The following is a 15,922-nucleotide window of genomic DNA, read 5'->3' as shown; positions in this document are numbered from 1 at the left end:
CCAAGGTCCCAGAAAACGGAGAGTTGGCAAGGCCGATCACCGCTTGAAAAGCGCGTCGATTTCCTCGGGTGTCATGGTCAGCACCCGCTGGACCGTGTCGATGCCTTCTGCGGTGGTTGGGAAGGCCAACGCGTCACCGGTCAAAGGGGGCAATTCAGCTTCTCCCACCACACCGGCCGGCTTGGTGGTCCACGCGGCGGCCACCTGCCCTTCGCGAACCGTTGGATGGCTCCTGCCGGGCCACGTCAGCAACAGCACGTCCCCGCCCATTTGGACGATCGCCTCGATGCCCCACTTCTCGGAACCGTAGCGATTGCCTTTGCGGAAACCCAACCGGTCGGTGAGCTCACCGCTGGAAACCAACGCGCGGCTCTCTTCGTGAATCTGGGCCTTGTCTTCGTGCCCACGCCAGGCGATTTTCCGCTTGCCGAGCTGGCTTGCCAGCTTGTCCCGGGTCGCCCCCATCTGCACTTGGCACACCACGTGGGTGCCCACCAGCGATGAGAAGGCCTGGGCGGTCTTGTCCCCATAAACCAACTCAATCTGGGAGTGATCCTGGACCGCCATGATGGCCACCACGCCTTTGCTGCGTCCCAACGCCAACAAGGGATCGATGTTCAAGCGCCCGGCGCTGGTCAGCTCGTCGAACACGAAGTAGAGCCCACGCCCGCCCTCGTTGTCCGGCAAACCTGGCCCAATGAGATCTGGCACGGCCACGTTGATCATGGCGGCGATGTAGGCCTTCGTCAGGGTTGGGTCGGGTCCGGATTGAACGATGACCTGCTTGCGCCCGGTGTAGTCGTCCCGTATCCACTCGGTCATTGAGAAACGGCGCTTGCCAACCTTGGGCCATGCGGTGGCCAGGTCGTCGATGAGGCGGGTGAAGCCCCCGAGGGAAGACAGCACGCTGGACGTGGTTTGGCTCTCCGGATCACGCACCAGTGCGGCGCCGCGGGGGTAATGCGGGCGCATGCCTGCGGCCATCTCTGCAGCCGGGCGGCGCACCAAGGCCGCCAGATCGGGCCACCCCCACTGGCCAGGCCGGGTGTTTTGGAGCTCGCGCACGCACCCAATCAACAAGTCCTGGGCGGCCATGCTCCAGAACTTGGCGTTCCCATCGCCCTCCGGAATGATTGAGGCAGCGAACGCCGCCGCATGGGTGGGGGTCCGCACGTCAGCGGCAACGTCCCACACGTGGGACCGCGCATCGAAGGGCGACACGATGATGGGCCTTTTGAAAATCGACGTGAAATCACCCTTGATGTCGTAAAGGAACAGCTTTGCGCCCCTCTTTCGCGTCAGTTGTTCCAGGATGTGCTTGAGGATGACGCTCTTGCCCGACCCCACCGAACCGGTGATCAAGACGTGGCGCGCCCAATGTTTTTTTGGCAACAAAAGATCGGGGTGGAGGGACAGGGCAAAGGGATCCGCCTCTGCTTCCTTGGGTGTCATCGAGCGGTGCCGGGCTTCGTCCACGGCCTCTTTTCTTTCCAGCAACCGCGATCCGGACAGGTGCCAGGTGTTGCTCACCGGCTCGGCTGCCTTAAAGAACATGCGAAGGCCAAGGCCCGTCGCCAGCAGAAGCGACACCCCTATCCGGATCCACGTCTCCGCCGGGTGGTGGTAGGACACCAGTTCGATGAACTCCCGTGCCGGAGCACGTGCCGAGATGCCAGCAGTCAGGAAGTGAAAAGCGGTCACCAGACCACCGTTCAAGGCATCTGTGAAGCGGATGAGCGAGCCATCGGGATTCGGGACGAGCCAGGCAACACCCATGCTCCCCACGTAGGCCAAGCCAAAAACGAATCCGCCGACAAGAACGGCGCGGTGCCAGTAACGGACCGGCTGGGAAGGCGCAACGCTGCCGGGCACGTCACCCAGCGCATCAAAGGGCTTGGGTTTGCTCATGTCGGTGCATGCGCGTTGGGGTCCGCCCTCGCCACCCTGGCTGATCAGGATTGGCGCCGTGGGCCATCAGGTGGAGGCAGACCCGGGCGTGCCTGTGAAGCGCGGCAAGGTGGAGCGGTGCCCACCCGAGGGCGTTGAGGGCCGCCACGTCGGCGCCGGCTTCGACCAGCGGGGTGACCAGCGAGGCATGGCCAAACCGGGCCGCATGATGCAGTGGCGTGTTACCGCTGGCATCGGGCAGCCGGGCGTCCGCGCCCATGCCGATGCAGGCCAGCAGTGCCGCTTCCTCGCCCGCCCGGGACGCCCCCACGAGCCAGGCCTGCCACGGTGCGTTCTCCCGCAACCGGTTTGCATCCGACCGCCGAGCCCGCGCCTCCTCTACCGCCATCGCCATGCCTTGGAACAGCGAGGCGTGCTCTGCCATGGACAACCCAGCCACCCTCTCTGCCAGGGTGCTGTAAACCATCGGCTCGTCACGGTCTGCCAAGCGCCTCTCGTAAGCACGCACCAGGTCCCGTGTGGACGCCCGCATGGGCGCGTCGAACCCCAGGCGATGCAAGCCCCAGCGCAGGTCCACTTGCGGTGCCCCATCCTGCTCCCGCTGGCGCACCTGCCAAACCAGATCGCCCAACCGACTCTCAACAGGGGCAACGCTCAGTGCGTGGGCGCGCGCCAACACTTGCGAATCGTGAAGGCCTTTGGATGCGCCGGCTTCGCGAGCGAGTGCGGCCGCCAAGGCCTCCGCTCGTTGGAGGCCCAGGGGACGCAAGAGGCACAACAGAGATTCTTGGATGTCCATCTCTACTGTTGTAAAGCCGAATCCGCGACCGTCAAGAGAACATGTTAGCTGTTGAGGCGAGTAGCCACCGCAACACTGAAATGCCGAAGAATCTCAGTGTCATGCCAGAGCTTCTGCCCTGGGCTACTGCTGTCCAGTTCCTGAAGCACATTGTCCAAGCTTCTTCCAGCCAAGACCTGGGAATCCACATACCCGCCGACCAAGGCGAAAGAACTCAAATGCTCGGGAGCAACGTCGGGAAAACGGTGGAAGTTGGTGTTGTTGATATTCATCAGGTCCTCCTGCAGTGGTAAGCCGATGTGCCTCATCGGAAAGGCCTAGCTCGATCACTGGTGAATTAGTGGGCTAAAGGGTTAAACGCTGTCGGGTGGGCCAAAGACGATCCAACCCAACATGTAGAAAATCAGCGCGGGATAGAACCAGAAATCAAACCCCTACCAGTCAAACCGGCGCCAACGCTTCCTGCACCGCGCGCGCAGCTTGAGCCAGCGCCGGCTGCTCACCGGAAGGAACTCTGGACCACCACCCCGATGGTCACAAAGCCCACCGCCGCTATGGCCATTACCTTGAGCAGAACCGGAACGGCCGGAGGGTAGGCGAGGACAGCCGTTGCGAAGGTCGCGATCAGCAGGAACAAGCCGGTCAGCAGTGGGACCGCGTTTTCGAAAGCGAAGTCTTTGAGGGCATTGAACAACGTGGACATAGAGGCTCTCCTTTGGGTTTTTATGAGTAGGTTTACCTACTCGTCACATAACCAGTAGAGCACCATAAAACTGGGCGTCAAGACGCAAAAATGCCCGATTCTGCGAAGAACCGGGCAGATTTGAACATCGGTAAAGATTACTGTCGGAAGACGTTCGGCTGGGCCTGCTTTTGGTGCTTCTCCCAATCGTAGTTGGCAGCGTAGTCCTTCATGAAAGCCGCCTCCTTCAACGAGCTGCGGGCGTAATCGGCGTATCCCAGGCGCCCGGGCCCGTTCTCCATCCGCTGCTCACGGGTCAACATGGGAGGGCTCTCCGCCCCCTGGACCCCGCGTTGCTGCCGCCACTGCGCAACGGTCGCATGAACCACCTGCTCGCGCTTGTCATCCGGCTTTGCATCACGAACGGCTTTGTCGGCCTCCTGGATCTTTGCCTGGAGCGCGGCGATCTGATCGGGCGAGGCCTTCTCTGCCCAATCCAGAACGCGCTGTCGGCGTTGCTCGATGGCGTCTTGGTCTTGGGCCACGTTCTGCTCGAAGTCGGCCCGCGCCGCGCTGTCCTTCTGGGGCGGTGGGCGCTCGCCCAGAAGCCGCTCGTTGCGCTGCGCCTGGAGTGCTCGCAGCTCGGTCATTTCTTCGATGGGTTGGGAAAGGGTGTCGCTCATGTTTGTTTCCTCCGCTGGGGTGAATAGGTTCATCGTTGCTCAATCCGCAGGTTTGGCAAGGGGGCGAACCCCCTCGCCTACCCGCATCAATCCGCGTCGGGCAGCAGCTCCGCCATGTCGATTCGCTTGATGCCGGCACGGCTCAGCGCCACGATGGCGTGACCGCGGGGCTCAAGAAGAGCGGAGTATTCTTCCTGCAGGAAGAGCGGCTGCACCTCGCGCTTGCCCCCGGTGGGCATGTCGATGTCGCGCGCGATCTCGTCTTGGCCCAGCGTGTCCTCCGATCCAATCCGCCAGCGGCGGCCCGTCACGGCGTCGATGCGCGAAGCCGTCAACCGCCCCGCCCCTTCCATGCGCATCTTGTCGTAGGCGGACGCGTAGGCATGATCTGGGTCGTTGAGCACAGAGTGGCGCCAGTTGTTCATACCGCCTTGGTAGTCGATGCCCCGGGTGCGCTGCTTGAAGGTGGTCAACGTGGCCAGCCCGAACCGCTTTTCCAGGTATTCGTGGGTGTTGTGCGAGCACTTCAGCGCGATCACCGACTGCATCGTGTTGGCCATCAGCTCCGCCTCGTTGACTGACCCAAAGGCGTTGACCAAGCTCTCAAAGCCTTGCGTCGCAAGCACGGGCATCAACCCCAGCGAGCGCGAAACGGAGAAGAGGTTGATGTCATCGGCCGTCAACAGCAGGTGTGCCTCGTCCATCATCAGCATCACCTCGGTCTGGCCGGGCAGTGCTTCACGCCATTTGTCACCGTATGCACCACGCGCTTTGATTCCGTTCATGACCCGCTGTTTGAGCAGGCGCATCATCATTTCACCCGCTTCACCGAATTGGGTCGGGGGCAAGAAGAGGCCTACCATGGCTCCATAGAGCGCGTCGGACACGTCCACCTCGCCCGTCTCAATCGAATGCCAAGGCATGTCCGTCTTGCTGTCACGCAGCTTTTCGCCTCGCAAGAGCTTCTCCAGCAGCCCTCGTGAGTTGAGCGTGAACGATTGCCGCTGATCCGGATGCATCGCGGGAACCTCCAGGAGCGCCCATTCCAGCGAGCTCTGCAGTTGGGACATGGGACGGAAGAGGTCTGGGTGGATGGTTTCCGGGGCGTTGTCCTGACGGAGCCGGTGCTGTTGCAGGTAGGCCGCGTAGGCCAGCCGCCCTTCTTCGTCATGGCTCGTGTCCGCCTCTTCCAGGCCCAAGTATTTCACCACCTCCATCAGCTTTGCATTGGCACGAGGCGCGGGGCTGGCGGGAATCACGCGTTCCACAATGGACAACAACTTGTGGTGGTGGAATGGCGTGTAATGCCATTGCCTGTCGTCGCTCACCGGGATTCGATGGATGGCGATCTGTTCGGCGATCCGCTCGAGCAATGCCTCAGTCTCGGCCACGTCCTCGTCCAGCTTGCGCTGTTTGACCAGCTCAAGCTCCGCGTCCATCTGTGCACGCTCCAACCCTTCCAGCTTGGCCGAGCACCAGGACCTGTAAGCCATCTCGTGATCAACGAGCGCACGAAGGATGATGCCGGTGTGGTAGAGAAACGCGTCACCGCCGTCGGTCCAAAGCTTGGATTTCTCGTCCACTCGCCCACCGGCTGCACCGCGCAATGCCCGGACGATCTGATCGGGCACCAACCCTTCGTAGGGCCCCACCCGCATCCCGGGTTTGACGACGATATCGAACAATCCTTCCAAGTCCGAGATGATCGCCCCGTCTTTGCCGTCGGCGATGAGCGCGCCACCACCGGCAAGCTTCTGCTGCTTCAGGCGCTCCCTTGCATCTGCGTGGCCTGGCGCCACACATGCCATCGCCAACGCGGCTCTACGGAACCGACGAGCGATGGGTCTCAGCGCGGCGAAGGATTTGCCAGATCCGATGGCTCCGAATACGAGCAAGCCCTGCTGACAATCCCTCCACGAGAACATCATCACGGTGCCCAAGTCGGGCGAGTAGCCATAACCCTTGTCGGACAGGTGCCCCGTGGCGCGCCCGATGGTGATCAGCGGGGTCTTGTCCCACAGGGCCGCCTCGGCTTGTTGTTCACGTGCCTTGACGTGTGAGTTGATCAACGCCCCCTGGGTGGCCAGGTTGTTGTCGTTGTTCTGCAGGTAGAGCCGGGCGGCGTTCTGGACAAAGTTGCCTTCGGCGTATTGCATCGCATACATGCAGGCCAACACGTAAGGTGCCGCCTCGCCCAAGCCAAACGGCAGGACCTTGGCGACAACCAAGGTGGCAAAGATGAGCCCGACCCACTTCATCGCCTGAATGAAGCGCGCGGCTGTCCCGCCAATGACGCCTCGGTGCGGGTGCGAGGCCGCCGCCACAAAGCAAACCACAAACAGGATGCCGACCAAGCCAAAGGCCCACCACAGGTAGGTCTTGGCCATCTGTGCATACACAGCCATGCCGCCGGCTTGCATTGCCACCTCGGTGCCGCCCTTGCTGTCCCCAACCATGAACTGAAGCGCCATCGGAACCCACTGCAACAGCACCAATGCCTTCAGGGCCTCCTTCATGCCCTCGCCTTGCTTGAGGGCGATGAGGTATGGAATGGTCAGCAGCAGAGCGGCCCAGCCCGCCCAGCCGATGAGGCCCACGAGGAAGGTCGCCAAAACGCCGATCACGGGGAAGGCGAGATACATCAAGGGAGTGGCCAAGCTGTCGCCGCCCTGCCCCATGTCGTTGCCCTGCAGGAAGCCCTCGGCACGCCGTCCAAGCTTCGTCGTGATGATCCGCGATTGGGTGTCGCGCAAATCCTCCGGAACCTTCGGCCACCACTCCCGGAATTCGTCCTCGCTGCGTCCGTCGGGCACCTTGAACACCTGGGCGTTCTCGTCCCAGACGGCGCCGCACTCCAGCGCAAAATCCCGGTCAGCCTCTGGCACATCGAGCTCTCGACTGCGAACGCGATCGGTCACGTCAAAGCGCCCCACCAGGTTTTCATACTCCTCGGCGGATTTGACGATGATTTCTTCCTTCACGTTCGAAGGCTCGCCGCTCTTCCGTCGGAACTTGCGGCCCAAGCCACTCGTCCAGTCCAGAACGTTGAACAAACTGATTGCTGCCATCTCTGTTTCCCTCCCCTGTCAAATCAACGAAGCCAATGCGCCACGACAGCAAGCATCAAACAAAGCGGCGCGCACGCCAGGAAGCCCGCTTTGGCCACCCAGCGCTCTGCGACCTGCTCAACCTTGCTCGCGTAGAGCCGATCCTTGGTCCATACGTCATACGCGGTGTCGTCTCTGACCGGAGGCCTGCGATCGGCGCGCAAGTAGTAGAAAGTGCGGCGGACGCCTCCGCTCAGGTGGCCCATGCCAAACGATTCAGGGCTGCCGAGGAACAAGCGCCCGTGCAGGTTCAGCCACTTTGAGCCGAAGTGAAGTTTTCCGGGTTCCCGGTATTGCGTGAACAGCCACTTGAACACGTCTCTCCTCTATTCGTGAGTAGGTCACTTCTTTCTAGATCGAATCCGCGGATGCGCAAGGGGGATCAATCGATCCCCGACTTCTTCGCCCAAGCGTCCAGGTCTGCGTTGGCTTTTTGCTGCCAGTCGTTCCGCGGTTCGGCGGCGGGTGCGGGGGCCTTCCTCGGCAATGGGGCGGTTGCACGTTTCGGCGAAGGCTTGGGCTGGGGCGCAATCGTCGCTGACGCTGTCACATCGGGAGCGGCGAGCGGCTCTGGCTTCTCGATCGCAGGTTCTGGCTCGGCCTGCTCTGTAAGCACGGCTGGAGCAGGCGCGACCACGGGGGCTTCCACCACCTCGGACAACTGCTTGGGAGCGGCTGGAGTGGCAACCGGCGCCACGGGAGCGGGCGCGCTTGGCGGCGCCTTGTCGTTCTTCCCCACGAGGGAATAGATCGCCCCAGCGACCGATGCCACCGCCACCAAGCTGGCCAAGACCCAGGGCCAACGAGAGCGGGGGCTGGGTTGGATTGGAGTTACTGGCTGCTCTGGTGACGCGGCCTCCGGGGGCCGGTTGGACCCTTCAGGCACTGCGGAAACGGACAGGACTTCCACTGCGTCCTGCTGAGACAGATTGACCAAGGCTGCCGTATCTTCATTGCTCAACGCCTTGGCGTCCACCGAAGGGCCACCCATTCCAGCCGTATCCAGTGCGCCGTCTACTAATTCATCAACGTCCTCGCCAAGGTCACAAGGGACCCACATTCCCTTGTCACCCGCTCCCACGAGAACCGGTGCAGCTGCATCGGACGTCAGTTGCCTGACCAACATTTCCTGCTCCAGGGTGAGCGGAGCGTCTTGAGGCTTCTCTTCGACAGCACGATGTTCCTGGGCTCCTCGGGTGCGCCTTGCGTCCAGTTGCGCCTTGGCTTGCTTCGCTTTCTCTGCAGCGGCAACAACGCCCTTCTGGGTCAACTCGGCAGTGCGCTTGCTGATCACCCCGGCCAAGTAACTGGCAGCTTTCAGGTTCTCTTTCACGCCGTCGGAAACCAGCCGCTCTTCCTGCGTAGGCGAAGCAGTCGGGGTTGCGTTGGCACGCTTCAGCAATTCTTCGCGCTTGCGCTGCAGGATTCTTTGGTTCTTTTCTTCTGGGGTCATGTGGGCTCCTCGGAAGGGGGAAAGGACACCCGAGCATCGATCGACACCCGGGCACTGAGATCACCGGACGTCAGGCACCGGGGTCACGACGATCACGGGCTCACCGCTGCCGCAGCGGTCGTCCACCGTGACCTTGGACAGCGCGCCACGCTTGGCCAGCTCAACGATGGGCACTTGGCATGCGGCCTTGTCGGCTCCTTGGAACACCACCGTCAACCCGTTGCTGGACTTGTTCAACAGACCTGCGAACCTATCGAGGAAGGCCCGGGTGTCGCTGTTCAACCGCTTCATGTCGGTGGGGTTGTAGTTCAAGCGCAACGAATCCAGGACGGCTTCCTGCTTGCCCTCCACGGTTTCGGTCTTGGTGACCACTTCGGCCTTCATGCCAGCCGCACGGGCAGCGTCGGCGGCCTGCTCGGCGTGTTCCCGCTGCTGCTTCACGTAGGACGCGGAAGCACCCACTGCAGCACCCGCGGCGCAAGCGCCCAAGGCCTTGTCTTTCTTGCCCGTGAGCAAGGCGATGGCTCCGCCGGCCACGCAACCGATGCCTCCGGCCTTGAACAGGCGCTTCTTATCGGCCTTGGGCTTGCCATCGTCCGCCGCAGCATGCACCGCATCAGGGGTGGCCTGGGCGAAAACCTGAAGCGGCATGCAAGCCACCAGGCAGAGAGTGAGAGGAAGGGAAAAACGTTTCATGGGATGGATCTCCTGCTGTGGGGGAAAGTTAGGTGCGTGGAGCAGTCATGGGTCCGGCTGCGGGCACCCTGGCCGCACCAGAACCTTTGGGAGAGGGTTGCGAGAGGGCCGCCGTCACCACCTTGCGAAGCGCTTCTTCGTAGCGCTGGATGGCGCCGTCCTGCTCCGCCTTCGTTTCGTCTCGCAGCCGCCGCAGATCTTCCTGGAGCGCACTCCGGAACAGCGCGTTCTCTTCCCGCAGCTCGTCGATGAGCTGCTCCAAGTGAGCGCTGGAGTTCTCCAACACGCTCACCACTGACGTGGCGGTGTTGTGTCGCTCCAGCGCCTCTCGCACGTAAGCGCTGAACCCACTGCCCGATTCACGAGCAAGCCGCTGAGCAAGTTTCAGTTGCCCGCGGTCGAGGTTTACGTTGTGACGAACGAACGCCATTGGTCGAGTAACTCCATTTCGGGATTACTCCACCGATACCGCGAATCTCGGAGTTGGCAAGGCCCCACCGCAGGAGCCTGAAAAACAAAGGCCAAACGAGCTAACAAGCACCGACACTGTCTCCATTCGCTGGAGACACGGTCAGGCCTTGATTGGATTGGGATTTCGGCAGATGTGACGCCGATTCTTGGGCGAAAAACGCACTCCCACTTAAGTGCGTCATGTGTATGACGACTCTGGGGAACCGTCCGGGCTCCTGCTTCTCTGCCACTGCCGACAATGCTTCTACCCACGTTGGGCTCTTGCAGTTGCTTTTCGGCGGCCCCTTGCGTGTTGCCCCAGCTGCGCTATTGGTGGTCTACGCCCCCTCGCCCCCACAGGACCACCGCCCACGCCATGCCCACGCAACGCTCCCGCTCTTCCACCCCTCACGCCCACCGATGCCCCACCCCAGGAATCCGTGTGGAGTTTTTCAGCCCACCGTTCCGCATTGCCCCCAATCCCCAAGACAGGATGCCCTCGCCCACCCGCAGCACCACCCCACGACACCCAAGCCACATTGGTTTTAGTCAAACGTGTGCAGTGCCCATGGATACACCGCCACCGTGTTTTCCGAATCACAAGTGGGGAGCCAAAGAACCCCTGGAAGGAAAGCGCGGAGCCCTCGCCGCATTTCGTTTTAGTCAAGCGAGGGTGCGCCCCATGACCTCCATTCACCGCCATTGGCCCATCAGTGATTTGCCGGCTTTCGTTTCAGGAGCGCTCCCATGACCACCGCTAACCTGGCCACGTTTGCCCACCGCGTGCGGGCCTTCCATGCCGCCCGTGGGTCGGCCACCCCACGTTGGGCGCTGGACGTGGCCCGCCGCTCCGAGAACCCTGCGTGCGCTTTCTGCACCGCCCCTTTGAAGGTGGACCATCGTCATTCGTGGGGGCTTTCACCCCTCGTTCCGTTGAACCAGGGCGGCCCGGCGGACACCGAAAATCTGCTCATGGCCTGCAAACGCTGCATCGCTGAACGCGGCAGCCGAGACCTGTTGGCCTGGCCCGAGTTGAGCCAACGGTTGCCCCCAGCCATGCTGGATGCCCTGCTGGCCGACCGGCTGCTTGTCCTCCAGCGCTCCGACAACCACCTGGTCGAGGCGGGGCGCTTTGCGAAGCCGGTCACCGTCCTTGCCCAGCTTCAAGAGCGCTGGATACACCCCCGGTTCCTCGTCCACGTGGAGCGACATTCGGACAGCTGGATGCTGGGGTGGCCACTGGCCCAGCCTGCCCATCTGACGCGGAACGACTTGGCCGCGCTCTTGCGCAACGTGCACCGGGGCGAATGGCTGGAACACCCCGAGGTGGTGGCCTTCCGGTTGACCGAGGATGTTTTTCAATCGGCGGCGTGGCAACTGATCGCCCTCCACGCGTTGGTCATTCCCCTGCCTCTGGGGACTGCTCCCCCTTCCGACCGCACCTTTGAGAACCGGTGGATGGCCCGGTATCCAAGCCTGAGCCAGATCCGCCGGCGGCGACAGGGCGCGCACGAAACACCCTGGCCTAGCCAAGGCAAAGACCATGCCCGGACTTACAGCGACAAGCCCAACGCGGTTCGCATGCGGACACAGCGTCAAGCCACTCATCAGGAGGAAACCAAGGCACAGTGGCTCAATGCCCGGCGCCGTTTAGCGAACCGGGACGCTGGGGTGGCCAGTGGGACGTTGAGGGCATGGCTGCCTGGGGAACGGGCCGCGCTGCAGGCCGACGTGGACGATCTGGCGGCGGCGTGGTTGAAAGCCCGCAAGCGCCAGTCGAAGGGGCGCCCGGACACCAGGGATCCCTTACCATTGAGGCAAGCTCAGACAACCAATTGACCGACATGGACGAAAAGGATCAGGACAAGGGAAGCGACAGTAAGGCTAACCGGAGCCCGTCGAAGCCTCAGCGGCGAAAGAAGAAGTGGAAGGAGCAATTTAACAAGCCTTTCAGCAGCCTGTTCACCATTCGCGATAACGAAGATGGAAACCCGCCGGAGCTGGAGGAATACCTCGTTCGTCAACACCTGCAAAAAGGGCTGAGCCACCTCCGGATGAGCAGCCGTGATGTTAGGTCAGCGCTAAAGGTCTTGAGCTTGGGCGAGCTGAACCAACTTTGGAGCATGCGCGAAAAGAAACTCAAGTATGTGGAGGACGCCGCACTACTGTTGGCGCACATCCGGCACCGGTCCGGGATTGACCTTCAGTTGCGCCCGGCATCAGAGCTTTTCAGTCACGATGTGATCCAAGCCCTCCAGGGCGTCCTTGAGGAGAGCGGGCGATTAAGGCTGGAAAAGCCACTGCCCCCCGCTCCTGATGCTGTCGCAGCAGAGGGAAAGCGAATGGAGCAGGTCCTCCGGGTAATCCGAGAGGGCCAGGCCGAGTTTCGCAAGCGCCTAGTCGCTCACTATGGAGCGGTGTGCATGGTCACCGGGACCGCCCTGGCCAGCGTCATCGACGCCGCTCACATCGTCCCTTACAACGGAGCTTCCACCAACGCTCTGAACAACGGCCTATTGCTACGAAAGGACATCCACGCGCTGTTCGATGCAGGCCTGTTGACCATCGGGCCGGACCTGGTCGTTTACGTCAGCGCGGGGGTGGACGATCCGTTCTACCGTTCGTTGGACGGAAAGGAGCTCACGTTGGACGCCCCAGCCAAGATGTCCAAGGAGGCCTTGCGAAAGAGGCTGACTGAACACGAGTCATCCAAGCTGAGCAACACGCCCCTACCGATGTAAGCGCCTGACTGGTCCCAGCTGTCTCAAGAGCTCATCAAATTCCCAAGATTTCTAACCACCTTCCCCGCTTCTCACTTCTAGGCTGACCGCTCACCCCGATCTCTTGGAAGGACAACACGATGAGCAACAGCAAGAAGACCCCAATGACCCAGGCTGCCCAGCGACGCATCCAAAGCGCGGTGGATCGCCAACCCAGCCCCTCCCCTCAACAACGGGCATTCAAGGCCAAAGCAGCCTCAGTGGTTGCAAAGCGGAACGGCAAGTGAGCCGTGGCGGCTTCGCCTCCCGGTGAGGGGAGCCGCTTCATCTTTTGCGTGTCGAAAACTGGGACCAGTAGGCCTGGACCCATGGGGTCTTCACCCGACCCTGGTTGCACAGAGCATTCCACCATTGGAGGTAGCGCTCACCGGCCAGGACTACTGCCTCAACACCTTGTTCTTCCACCCTACCCCACGCCTGGGCGGCGACATAGAGACGTCGCATGGTCCATGACACGTCTTTCCCCGTAGAGTGTCCGACGTGCGCGATCACCGATAGCACATCCTCTTCTCGAAGCGCTTTGGTTCCATTGCGCCAACGCACCACCCAGGACTGGCCACCCGATTCGGGCGGGCCGCCCATGAGCACGTCCTCAATCTCTCGGACCTTCGGCAAGCTCTCTGGCAGGTCACGCCCGGCCGCAGCAAGCGCCAAGGCGTAATAGATGTCCAAAAGTCGGTGCTGAACCCGCTTCCTCGCCCCACTCCCAGGCGCATCAATCAGCAGTGCTACCAAGCTGTTGATCTCACCCGCGTTAGCCATCAGAGGAGTGGCGAGGTCGTGATCCATCTGAGCCAATAGCAGGAGCAACGCATCCAAGCCTGGATCCAGCCGCCTATCCGGCTGCATAGCTCCCGCGGGCAGTCCAACCACTTCTGCTGCCGCTTTGACCACTGCCGCTGACATACTGTCCCTGGACAACCGCCCATGCAGGACGTCGGCGGAAACCTCGTCGAATGCAACCGCCAGTGCTTCCAGCCTATCTCCGCCTGCGATACCAAGCGTGTGGTGGAAGAAGTTACACGGGGGGAGCGTTGGATGCTCGGACAGAGCGCGTGCACCTCGCTCCATCGCACGGGCTTGGCGCTCCGCACACTCCGGCATCAGCTCAGCGTGGCTTTGCCGGACGTAAGCAACCAGGCCATCACAGATCTGCTGCCGCTTCTTAGGCCTGCGCGGAATCCCTGCCTCCCAAGTTTTGGCGGACACCTTAAAAATCTTGATTAACCGATCGGAAAGCGTGCGCTTGTCTGCCCAGATTCCCGTCGAGTGAAGCAGCCAACCGGTCAGCGGTTGAGCCGTCATGCCGGGGACGCGCAAGGTTTTGGCCCAAATGGCGTGCTCTTGATCAGCAGTCAGAGGGCCAAGTGCCACGCTCAGTAGATCTTTCCGTTCTTGCTCATCCCCAGATTCCGCACCGCCACCCTGGCGGCCTTGCGTTCCTCCGGGTGCTCGTCCACCGGCGAGCTCACGATCAACAGCGTCTTGTCCTGGATGAGTGACGCGGCCGCGTAGTCGGCCAACGCCACCATGGCGGTGGTCAACGCGACTTCGCTGCCGGCGTCTTCCGAATCGTCAAAGCCGAACAGCTTGGCGATGTTCTCGCGGAGCTTGGGCGGAATGGTTACCATGGCCCGGTGGTGGCGCAGCCCGTCCTCCCTCCGTCGGTAGTCGTGGAGGGTCACTGATCGGGGCATGACCATGTGAACCCGCTTGCCTCCCACGCTTCCCGCCTTCTGGCTGTCGTCGTAGTCAAAGTAGGACTTGCGCTCCGGGTAGTCGCCCGGCCCCAGCAACAGGTGCTCCGGGATGCGGGCGATCGGAAGGCCTGACGCTTTGCTGGTCCGGCGAGCCTTGGCATGGGTCACGTCCTTGACGTCATCCAACGTGCGCTTGGCCGTCTTCTTGGCTGCGGTCTTCTTCGTTGGAACTTTACGAGTGGCCATGGGTAGGTCTGGGGGAGAAACCAAGGGAAGCTCCATCATGCCGCAGCCCTCCGGCCTGCACCAGCAGGCAAGGTATCGCGCACACGGACAGCCAGGGCGTGGATCTCCTCCTGCGCCACACGGGCCCAGCGGCCGTTGGCGTCGAACACGGTCTTTCCCTCCTCGTAGCAGTCCGCAAACAACGCTCGATCCCGCACCAGGATGGCGCCCGACATCTTGGGGTGCTCCAGGCGGCGTCGATGGGCTGCCCGCTTCTCGTTGGCCCGGTTGGCGATGGGCAGGTAACGCTTTCCCTTCTTCTCCAGCACATCCACGGTTCGCAGGAAGATGAGGAAGCTGGCCCCGTCGAGCAACGTTGGCACCAGGTAGAGGTCGGCCTCGGGGATCACCTCGTTGTCCGGCAGACGCGGCGGGGTGTCGGTGATCTCCACGTCGAAGCCAGGGGAGCGCGAACGCCCGACACTGAACGGTGTTTCGTCCGACAGTGAGGCAAACGCACAGGCTCCGCCCTGGGGGTCCCGGTCGTTGACCAACACACGCAGGCTGGGGTCACGGGCATAGCACCCGGCAAGATTCAGGGCCAGCGTCGTGCGGCCGACGCCACCCTTGAGTGAGAAGTTGCACAGTCGCATAGGGCATCCTTTCGTGAGTAGATAGGGGTTCCTACCGAATCTACCCCGACGCCGCCATCGCGCAAGTGCATGTTTTTGCAACCCTTTCAGGTCATTCAGCCCTTGGATTCTTTTCTATTCTTCCAGCGAGGCGGCTGGACGACGGCAGTCCCACCGCAGCGTGTAGGCGACGTTTGAAGGCGAGCAATGCAGATCGAATGGCTGAGAGGCCATCCATGCTTTGACAGACGGTGGCGTAGCGCCATGCAGCGCTTCAATGATCGTCCAGCGTTGCTTTGCCGGGCCGAACTCCGCAAACACGTCCGCCCCGGCTTCGGCCAGCATTCCGGCCATCTTGTCGTAGCACTGCCGTTCGTGCAGGTCATCCTGGTTTACGTGCCACGCCATGCAAGCGAAGTGGAAAGCGGTTATTCCGTTGGGCCCCACCGGGTGGTCCAAGGACGGGAAAGCCGTTAGGCCCCTCCAAGCCTCCAGGCGCGCCTCGCGGACAGCCGCGATGGCCTCTTCAAGCGCCCAAGGGTTGCGGTGCTCGATGGCATCCAGAAGTCGTTGAGCAAGCCTGTGACCGGTCATTTCCATTTCAGCTCCTTGCGCAGTTGGCGCTCGAAGTGGCGTTGCTGGCGGGCCAGCCGGGCTTGCCGGCGAAGCTTGCCTTCGGGCAGGAACACGGGAGCCGTGGGTGGGATGTGCGCGAAGGGAAGGCCAGCACCAGCAATGGGGTGGGCCGAGCGGGTGGGGCTTTCAATCATGGCGGCGGTCTCTTGGGTTGTTTGAAGCGATTTTGTG

18 protein-coding genes are annotated in these 15,922 nt (G+C 62.1%); 3 read left to right on the top strand and 15 right to left on the bottom strand.

The annotated features are described in order from the left end of the window. Positions 1-36: 36 nt before the first annotated feature. The 10 genes from AC5QAH_RS02925 to AC5QAH_RS02880 form a co-directional block, all read right to left on the bottom strand. Entirely contained in the window at positions 37-1,908 is a 1,872-nt protein-coding gene (locus AC5QAH_RS02925; RefSeq protein WP_054172040.1) for a helicase HerA-like domain-containing protein, read from the bottom strand. Then, a complete protein-coding gene (locus AC5QAH_RS02920) occupies positions 1,886-2,539 on the bottom strand; it encodes an ankyrin repeat domain-containing protein (RefSeq protein ID WP_230080599.1) in 654 nt (217 codons plus the stop codon). The genes AC5QAH_RS02925 and AC5QAH_RS02920 overlap by 23 nt, the downstream gene beginning before the upstream one ends. A 212-nt stretch (positions 2,540-2,751) precedes the next feature. Next, positions 2,752-2,979, bottom strand: coding sequence for a hypothetical protein (locus AC5QAH_RS02915; RefSeq protein WP_005410158.1), 228 nt, complete (start codon positions 2,977-2,979; stop codon positions 2,752-2,754). Between the two features lie 227 nt (positions 2,980-3,206). After that, the gene (locus tag AC5QAH_RS02910) at positions 3,207-3,410 is read right to left on the bottom strand and encodes a hypothetical protein (RefSeq protein WP_054172043.1); all 204 of its coding nucleotides are present in this window, start codon (positions 3,408-3,410) and stop codon (positions 3,207-3,209) included. Positions 3,411-3,547: 137 nt separating this feature from the next. Beyond that, on the bottom strand, positions 3,548-4,072 hold the full coding sequence (locus AC5QAH_RS02905; protein ID WP_054172049.1) for a hypothetical protein: 525 nt from the start codon (positions 4,070-4,072) through the stop codon (positions 3,548-3,550). A gap of 86 nt (positions 4,073-4,158) precedes the next feature. Next, a complete protein-coding gene (locus AC5QAH_RS02900; protein WP_054172044.1) occupies positions 4,159-7,140 on the bottom strand; it encodes a TraM recognition domain-containing protein in 2,982 nt (993 codons plus the stop codon). A gap of 23 nt (positions 7,141-7,163) precedes the next feature. Next, positions 7,164-7,496, bottom strand: a complete 333-nt coding sequence (locus AC5QAH_RS02895; RefSeq protein ID WP_054172045.1) for a hypothetical protein — start codon at positions 7,494-7,496, stop codon at positions 7,164-7,166. A gap of 65 nt (positions 7,497-7,561) precedes the next feature. Then, positions 7,562-8,632 carry a hypothetical protein gene (locus AC5QAH_RS02890; RefSeq protein ID WP_054172046.1) on the bottom strand — a complete coding sequence of 357 codons (1,071 nt, stop codon included), beginning with the start codon at positions 8,630-8,632 and terminating at the stop codon, positions 7,562-7,564. Between the two features lie 60 nt (positions 8,633-8,692). Then, complete coding sequence (locus tag AC5QAH_RS02885; protein ID WP_054172047.1) at positions 8,693-9,328, bottom strand: hypothetical protein; 636 nt, start codon at positions 9,326-9,328, stop codon at positions 8,693-8,695. Between the two features lie 28 nt (positions 9,329-9,356). Next, positions 9,357-9,758: a hypothetical protein gene (locus AC5QAH_RS02880; protein ID WP_054172048.1), complete on the bottom strand. Its 402-nt coding sequence runs from the start codon at positions 9,756-9,758 to the stop codon at positions 9,357-9,359. A gap of 767 nt (positions 9,759-10,525) precedes the next feature. Between AC5QAH_RS02880 and AC5QAH_RS02875 the strand changes: the two genes are divergently transcribed. The 3 genes from AC5QAH_RS02875 (at position 10,526) to AC5QAH_RS02865 (ending at position 12,785) form a co-directional block, all read left to right on the top strand. Continuing rightward, entirely contained in the window at positions 10,526-11,617 is a 1,092-nt protein-coding gene (locus AC5QAH_RS02875; RefSeq protein ID WP_495232086.1) for an HNH endonuclease signature motif containing protein, read from the top strand. A 5-nt stretch (positions 11,618-11,622) separates the two neighbouring features. Then, complete coding sequence (locus AC5QAH_RS02870; RefSeq protein ID WP_495232085.1) at positions 11,623-12,519, top strand: HNH endonuclease; 897 nt, start codon at positions 11,623-11,625, stop codon at positions 12,517-12,519. A gap of 119 nt (positions 12,520-12,638) precedes the next feature. Then, positions 12,639-12,785 carry a hypothetical protein gene (locus AC5QAH_RS02865; protein ID WP_154583035.1) on the top strand — a complete coding sequence of 49 codons (147 nt, stop codon included), beginning with the start codon at positions 12,639-12,641 and terminating at the stop codon, positions 12,783-12,785. 37 nt (positions 12,786-12,822) lie between these two features. On the opposite strand, the gene AC5QAH_RS02860 is transcribed toward AC5QAH_RS02865, so the two are convergent. The 5 genes from AC5QAH_RS02860 to AC5QAH_RS02840 all read right to left on the bottom strand — a co-directional run bounded on the left by AC5QAH_RS02860 (position 12,823) and on the right by AC5QAH_RS02840 (position 15,885). Further along, positions 12,823-13,932 (bottom strand): hypothetical protein, encoded by a 1,110-nt coding sequence (locus AC5QAH_RS02860; protein ID WP_495232084.1) that lies wholly within the window; start codon positions 13,930-13,932, stop codon positions 12,823-12,825. Between the two features lie 2 nt (positions 13,933-13,934). Beyond that, positions 13,935-14,543: a hypothetical protein gene (locus AC5QAH_RS02855; RefSeq protein WP_054172052.1), complete on the bottom strand. Its 609-nt coding sequence runs from the start codon at positions 14,541-14,543 to the stop codon at positions 13,935-13,937. Beyond that, entirely contained in the window at positions 14,540-15,136 is a 597-nt protein-coding gene (locus AC5QAH_RS02850) for an AAA family ATPase (protein WP_054172053.1), read from the bottom strand. The genes AC5QAH_RS02855 and AC5QAH_RS02850 overlap by 4 nt, the downstream gene beginning before the upstream one ends. Before the next feature lie 114 nt (positions 15,137-15,250). Next, entirely contained in the window at positions 15,251-15,715 is a 465-nt protein-coding gene (locus AC5QAH_RS02845; protein ID WP_054172054.1) for a hypothetical protein, read from the bottom strand. Continuing rightward, positions 15,706-15,885 carry a hypothetical protein gene (locus AC5QAH_RS02840; protein ID WP_180836295.1) on the bottom strand — a complete coding sequence of 60 codons (180 nt, stop codon included), beginning with the start codon at positions 15,883-15,885 and terminating at the stop codon, positions 15,706-15,708. The genes AC5QAH_RS02845 and AC5QAH_RS02840 overlap by 10 nt, the downstream gene beginning before the upstream one ends. Between the last annotated feature and the right edge of the window lie 37 nt (positions 15,886-15,922).

The organism is Stenotrophomonas sp. YJH_SMC_43, assembly GCF_059372535.1.
The sequence above is the reverse complement of the archived record's forward strand: the minus strand, read 5'-3'. Positions and strand labels throughout refer to the sequence as shown.